Genomic DNA, 7,009 nt, shown 5'->3' with positions numbered 1-7,009 from the left:
CTGCTTGATTTGTATCTTGATGGTATTACTCCTACTACTTTCATGCGTTCACGCCTCCTATTATGTCATCCAGGTTTACACGTTCAAACGCCTCCAGAGCTCCACCTCTGGTAGCATTGTAAATCTTGACATCTCTCTCATTTGCAAAATCATTTAATTTATTATATGCAAAAATTGCTTTCTGCCTGTAATATTCAGATACTTCTTCTTTGGTCAGATCCTGGGCCTTCAACCGGTTCTCAATCCGCTTTACATCCATCTGTTTCATATCATCACTCAGATAATCTTTGATAAAATGGCTGTCTTTTGCCAGACTGGAGGTACAGTCCACACCGATGAGATAGATCTCACTAAATCCCATATAGATCGCAAGCTCTATCATAAAGGACATAACCGTAGCACCGGAAGGAACATAATAAGAGAGAAAATTGTTGCTGATCTTATAGGGTTCTTTTGCCACGTTGTAGACATAGGTGCTGTCCTTCGGCCTTTTTTTCATATAGTGGTAAGCAGTCAGATTCACAAAGAAAGGCGCCTCCACATGTTCTGCAATCTCTTCTGAGAGATTTTTTGCAAACATCACATCAATCAGGCAGTGGTAGGTGGGGCGCCACTTCGTCTGGTCGAATATTTTGTAGACCATATTGCAGCCAATCGTCTTCTCATCTTTGATCAGATCCAGATCACTGCTGGTTAAGCTTGGACCATTACCTACCAGAAAACAGCGTTCCCCTTTATGTTTATCCTTATAGGACTTTAAACGCTTACTGTTTGCCAACAGACAGATACCTCTGCCGCGAAATACACCGGATAATCGAAAGTAACCTTCTTTTGTTTTCTTAAATACCAGTTTTATGAACTTTTTAATACGCCGAAAACCTTTTTTTATAACTTTAATTACCTTTCTCACGCGCCAGCCAATGCCGACTTTCAGTTTATCTGTGAATCCCATATAACACCTCACCGCCCTGCCGGAATACAGATATCCAGCACTTTTTTACTGGTATCCGGTCCATCCAGATAATTAAACTTCTGATTAAACGCCTGATACTTTTCATCCACCGTATAATTTTCAAACAGATCTGTTATGGCATCCGCAAGCTTACTCTCTTCCTGAATAATCGGTCCTGGAAGTTCATTTAAATCCAGGTAAAAACCACGGATCTGATTCATATACTCATCCAGATCATACATATAGAACAATACCGGTCTTTTCAGATTGGCAAAATCGAAGAATGCACTGGAATAGTCTGTAATAAGCATATCGCTGACCACATACAGTTCATTAATATCATTGTGTTCCGATACATCCACAATTCTCTCGGGATAGCGGTACTCTCCAGTAAATTTGTTCAAATGGTGAGTCCGGAATAAAATAACGTATTCCTCTCCCAGCTTTTCTACCAGGGCATCCAGATCCACATGCTGCTGATAGAGGTATCCCTGACCTTCCACATACTGGTTATCTCTCCAGGTGGGAACATAGAGAATCACCTTTTTATCTTTCCCAATATGAAACATTTCTTTTAAACGTTCCACATCCTGACTGGTGTGGGTGAAAAGGAAATCATTCCTGGGATATCCGGTTTCCAGAAGAATTCCTTCTTTGCCGAATTTAGAAATTCCAAAAGAAGTATCGAATTTTTCACTGGCAAATTTGGAAGGGGATAAAAAATAGTCCAGTTTCTTCACATGCTGCTTGTATTTATTATAGTTTTCCTTCAAAGTACGTTTTTTATCACTGTCAAATTCAATATCCAGTCCCAGTCTTTTTAAAGGCGTGCCATGCCATGTCTGGATGACAACCTGATCCTTTTTGGGATAGAGATAATTCGTAACCGAAGCATTGCAAACCCAGTATTTGGCCCTTGCATGATATTCATAATACTTTTTAGAACGTACCTTCGTAATAAAGGTATTTCTGTTTTCTTTTAAAAACTCAAAGTTCTTTGTATTCTTAAACACCCATACAAATTGAAAATCCTTGTATGCCTCATCCTTTAGCATAGCCTCATACAGCGCTCTTGGACTGTCTCCATACTGAGATCCAAAGAATCCGGTGAAGATAACCATATGGCTGTCCGTTGGAGTCTTAATACCATACCAGGTACCTTTCAGCCTCCGCATCAGATACACATATTTCCGGTAGAATTTTAACACCGCCGGATGATTATTGCTGCATTTTTTCAGAGTCCTTTTGATTTTCCCATGCAGTCTCCCTGCAAAACTTTTGTTCTTTGACATGCATTGCCTCCTTACTGCATAAATTCTTCATAAACTGGCAGTACTTCTTCTGCAGTTCCAAGCATTTTCACTTCCCCGTCATGAAGCCAGAGAATCCGGTCACACAAGGAACGAAGCGTATCATTATTATGAGATACAATTACCACAGTCCGGTCTTTTTCACTGATCAGTTCCTTCATCTTGCGGTAACTCTTCTTTTTAAATTTTGCATCACCCACACTTAAAACTTCATCAATCAACATAATATCGGTCTTTAAAATAGCGGTAATGGAAAACGCAAGCTTGGAATACATACCGCTTGAATAAGTCTTAACCGGCATGTTAATGAACTTGCCAAGACCTGCAAACTCTATGATATCCGGCATCTGTCTGCGCACTTCTTCTTCCGAGAATCCCAGGAGCATTCCGGAAAGCATAATATTTTCTTTACCGGACAGGCTCTTCTGGAAACCAACTCCAATAGACAGAAGGGATACGGAATGTCCATAGAGGTCAATGGTTCCGGAATCCGGGGAGAAAATTCCTGCGATAGCCCGGAGCATTGTGGATTTTCCGCTGCCGTTCTTACCTACAATCCCAAGAATTTCCCCTTCCCGCACCTGAAACGAAACATTTTTTACCGCCTCATGGACCTCCGTTTTTGTTTTCTTTAATTTAAAAAAGTTCTTTTTGATGGAATATGCATTTAAACATTTATATGAAATATTAAGACCTTCCACCTTAATCGCATTTTCAACACTCATCTATATCACCTTCACGTAACTGTTTTCATATTTGTAAATCACCCGTACACCTATGCAGGATAAAACGAATCCAACCACCAGCCACATTAACATAAATTTATGATGTGGGAACTGGGAATACAGCATCGTCCGTCTCAGAGAGTACATGATAAATGCAGCAGGGTTAAAATTAAGCAGCAGATTCTTAATCGGAACCGGAATCTGGCTCATGGAATCAATAGCGTAAAATACTCCGGACATGTAGAAGATCAATTTCAAAAATACCGTTAAAATATTCTGCAGGTCCTCAATAAACACTCCAAAATGGCATACAATTGCACTAATTCCGAATGTAAACAGACACAAAATCAGAATCAGCGGAAAAAAGTATAAAATCTTTATACTAAAAGGTACTCTCCAGATGACCATCATGATAATTACCAGGCCAAAAGATACCATCATTTTAAATCCGTTTACCAGCATATTTTTTAAAATCAGCATATACTTAGGTACATAAACTTTAGAAACTACCGCACTATTGCTTTTTACAACCCTCACACTGCTGATCACAACTTTGTTAAAGAAATTCCAGACAGAAAGGCCGATAAATACATAGATTGGGAAAAAATCTATTTTTTTATTGCTGAAAACAATCTGGGCAATAAAAGTATATACCATCATAAAAAGAAGCGGGTCTAAAATCCACCACAACCAGTTTAAATAGGAACTGGCAACTTCCGACTTCAGCTCTGATCTGGCTGCATACATGGTATATTGATAAAATTTTTTAATATCACTAATAAATCGTTTCATGAATTTCCGGCTCCTATTTCTTTAAATCCTGTTTTATCTGAGTAGTGGAAATCTCAGGGGTTCTGGGCAGGTATACCACATCGCAGTATTCTTTCAGGAAATCAAATTTTCCTTCCCAGTCATCTCCCATTACAAATGTATCCACTTTGAATTCTTGCACATCACTGACCTTCTGATCCCAGGAATTCTCAGGGATCACCAGATCTACATAACGGATTGACTCCAGCAGACGCTTTCTTTCACTATATGGAAAATAGCATTTTTTCTGTTTCTCATCCCAGTTAAATTCATCTGTAGACAATGCTACAATCAGGTAATCTCCAAGCGCTTTAGCTCTCTGAAGCAGATTCACGTGTCCATAGTGGAGTAAATCGTATGTTCCATAGGTAATAATTTTCTTCATCTTTATGCCCATTACATACCGCAGTTTAAACTGTGGCTTCCTTTCTATTTGTTTTCTTTCAGCGTTTCACTTCATCTAATGTAGTCTTACGATTTCCAAAACAATCCAGACATTCCAGATATTATATCATACAACATTTCCAGGTGCAACTACCGGTGAAAGGCTGATACAGGTTTCCAGTACAGCCCGGCTTGCATTTTCGCCGCTGTGCGGATTGTAAATTTCATTAAAATGCCTGTACTTTTCATCGTAGGGACACCCATCCAGAGCTTCCCGTATTGCACCGGACAATTCCCCTTCTGTTTTAATCAATTTGCCGGGCAGGGTATCGATATCAATATAGAAATCCCGCATTTCGTTTTTATACTGTTCAAAATCATACATATAATAAATGATCGGCCGTTTCAGGTTGGCATAATCAAAAAAGACACTGGAGTAATCCGTCATCAGCAAATCACTGACAATGTACAGATCATTAATATCTCCATATTCAGAAACATCGATTACAAATCCCTCATACTGTTTCAGATCAATGACATTCTTAATAAAGTAGTGGGTCCGAAACAAAATCACGCATTCATCCTGAAATTCTTCCTGCAAAACCGCAAAGTCCAGCCCTAAGCTGTAGGTACATCCAACACCTACTTCCTGCATGCTGTCACGCCAGGTAGGTGCATACAGGATCACTTTTTTCCCCTGGGGAATACCGAGCTTTTTCTTTACAGCCTCAGCCTGTTCCTCTGTATACTGATAGAGAAAATCATTTCGCGGATATCCTTTTTCTACAAATATATGGTCCTTTCCAAGCGCTTTCAGGTTAAAAGCAGAAGTAATCTTTTCCGTATAGAATGGCGAAGGAGAGATAATATAATCGTATTTCATCGCATCGTATTCATACTCCCGGTTCAGTTCCCGCTCCTCCTGTGCTCCGCCCTTATGCACCTTGACATCAAAGCCTAAGCGCTTAAGCGGTGTGCCATGCCAGCACTGGATATAGACCTGATCCTTTTTTTTCTGAATTTCATCCAGCATTCTGCTGTTCGTTACCCAGTACTTTGCCTGGGCAGCATAACGAAAGTACTTCTTGCTTCTATGGCGGATCACGATAGTATCTTCCCGTTCTGCCAATTCCCGGTAATTCTCCGGATCCTCAAAAGCCCATACCTTTTTATAATCATCATACCTGCCATCCCGGATCATCTCTTCATAGACAGCCTTTGGGCTGCAGCTGTAATTCCTGCCCTTGTACGATTCAAATAATATTAATTTTTCCTGGGTTGCATAACGCCTTTCATACTCCAGTTTATTACGCGTCCTCCGATAAAAACTGCGCAGTCTTACACAGCCTTCCCGCACAACCGGATTGGCACTTAGCATCTTCAGTATTTCTTTTTTCATGGGTTACATACTCCTATTTGCTGATACCTGCAAACTCCAACAACCTTTGACAGTTGCCCCCGCCTTTATAATGATTTACCTTATCATTAATTTTCCGGCGTTTTTCTTTATAGCTGTCTTTACCCTCAATACAATTTTCCAAAAATCCATAGAAGCCTTCCTGGTTTTCAATAATCTCTCCCGGCATATAGTCCAGAGGATTGTCCACAACAAAACCTCTGTGGCTTCCGTACTCTTTCATATCCTCTATGATAAAAGCTTCCGGTTTATCCAGAAGTAAATAATCAAAATAAACCGATGAATAATCGGTAATTAAAGCATCCGTATCTTTTAACAGACGATATAAACGGACTCTTTTCTGATCCAGATAAGCCCCGGTCAAAATTTTAATATGGCTCATATCTTTAACCGCCAGGGCTTCCAGATTCTGTGCCGGATGCAGTTTGATCAGAAGAAGGCTGTTATGTGCCTCCATGTAAGCATTCAATTTCGTAAAACTCTCTGCCGTATGGAACAGTGGAATCCCTGCATTTTTCATAAAATCCTCACTGGAATCCATAATCAGTTTATCATGTGAAATGCGGTAAGTAGGCATCCATACAAACACCTTGTTATAATCTTCTTTTACAAGACCCAGCTTGTGGAATTCATCTTTTTTAGAAAACAGATCATCATTTCTGGGATGACCGGCAATGATTACCTGATTCAGTTTGCAGTTAAAAGCCTCCGCCATAATCGGACGGAACATTTCACTTGGCGCCGTGAGATAAGTAAAAAAATCATAGTGATAATCCCCAAGCTTGTCCTCTAACATATGATTGATTTTTTTTAAGGGAGTTCCATGCCAGTAATCTATGGATACCTGATCTTTGGTTGGCATAATTGCCAGAATTTCCCCATGGTAAAAAATAAACCCTGCGGTCATAATTTCTTTTAAGCTTCCCGCCAGATTCACAAACCGTACATTTTTTCTCACCAGTTTCTGATAATTCTGGGGTTTTCCAACCGCACAGACTATATCATATTTTTCATAAAATTTATGACTCATCAGATAGCCAAACAGCGTTTCGCTGTTATCGTAAAGTTCTCCTTTACAGAAGATCAGAATTTTTCTTTTATTTTTGGGAATTATTTTATTCACTGCCGATAATACGGATCCTCCGGCAAAATATATTTTCCTCTTTACTTTTCCTTTAACCATAAACGCTCCTATTTTGTCTTTCTCAGAATAACTTCATAGAATTTTTTCCGGAATCCATTGGGCAAAATGCAGATGAGAACCTGCCCCCCTGCGGAAACCAGAAAATCCAGCCAGGTAGAAATTCCAGCCTTTTTTAAATACCACCGGAACTTCACTGCCAGTTTTGCATAATCCATACCTCCCCGCCTTGCAAACATGCTCTCTCCGGTACGCACATATACCAGGGGC

7 protein-coding genes and 1 pseudogene are annotated in these 7,009 nt (G+C 39.8%); all 8 read right to left on the bottom strand.

Going from position 1 to position 7,009, the window contains the following annotated elements:
• Positions 1 to 40: 40 nt before the first annotated feature.
• Positions 41 to 952, bottom strand: a complete 912-nt coding sequence (locus tag ACH2DQ_RS23195; RefSeq protein WP_394913536.1) for a 6-hydroxymethylpterin diphosphokinase MptE-like protein — start codon at positions 950 to 952, stop codon at positions 41 to 43.
• 8 nt (positions 953 to 960) lie between these two features.
• A complete protein-coding gene (locus ACH2DQ_RS23190; protein WP_394913537.1) occupies positions 961 to 2,244 on the bottom strand; it encodes a CDP-glycerol glycerophosphotransferase family protein in 1,284 nt (427 codons plus the stop codon).
• 11 nt (positions 2,245 to 2,255) lie between these two features.
• Complete coding sequence (locus ACH2DQ_RS23185) at positions 2,256 to 2,987, bottom strand: ABC transporter ATP-binding protein (protein ID WP_394913538.1); 732 nt, start codon at positions 2,985 to 2,987, stop codon at positions 2,256 to 2,258.
• Positions 2,988 to 3,779, bottom strand: coding sequence for an ABC transporter permease (locus ACH2DQ_RS23180; protein WP_394913539.1), 792 nt, complete (start codon positions 3,777 to 3,779; stop codon positions 2,988 to 2,990).
• 13 nt (positions 3,780 to 3,792) lie between these two features.
• Positions 3,793 to 4,182, bottom strand: a complete 390-nt coding sequence (gene tagD, locus ACH2DQ_RS23175) for a glycerol-3-phosphate cytidylyltransferase (RefSeq protein ID WP_394913540.1) — start codon at positions 4,180 to 4,182, stop codon at positions 3,793 to 3,795.
• A 126-nt stretch (positions 4,183 to 4,308) separates the two neighbouring features.
• A complete protein-coding gene (locus ACH2DQ_RS23170; protein ID WP_394913541.1) occupies positions 4,309 to 5,580 on the bottom strand; it encodes a CDP-glycerol glycerophosphotransferase family protein in 1,272 nt (423 codons plus the stop codon).
• A 13-nt stretch (positions 5,581 to 5,593) separates the two neighbouring features.
• Positions 5,594 to 6,781 carry a CDP-glycerol glycerophosphotransferase family protein gene (locus ACH2DQ_RS23165; protein ID WP_395028526.1) on the bottom strand — a complete coding sequence of 396 codons (1,188 nt, stop codon included), beginning with the start codon at positions 6,779 to 6,781 and terminating at the stop codon, positions 5,594 to 5,596.
• A gap of 8 nt (positions 6,782 to 6,789) precedes the next feature.
• Positions 6,790 to 7,009: pseudogene (locus tag ACH2DQ_RS23160) on the bottom strand (amylovoran biosynthesis protein AmsE); the annotation flags it as partial.

Source organism: Robinsoniella sp. (genome assembly GCF_034124845.1).
This window is presented reverse-complemented; position numbering and strand designations above follow the sequence as displayed.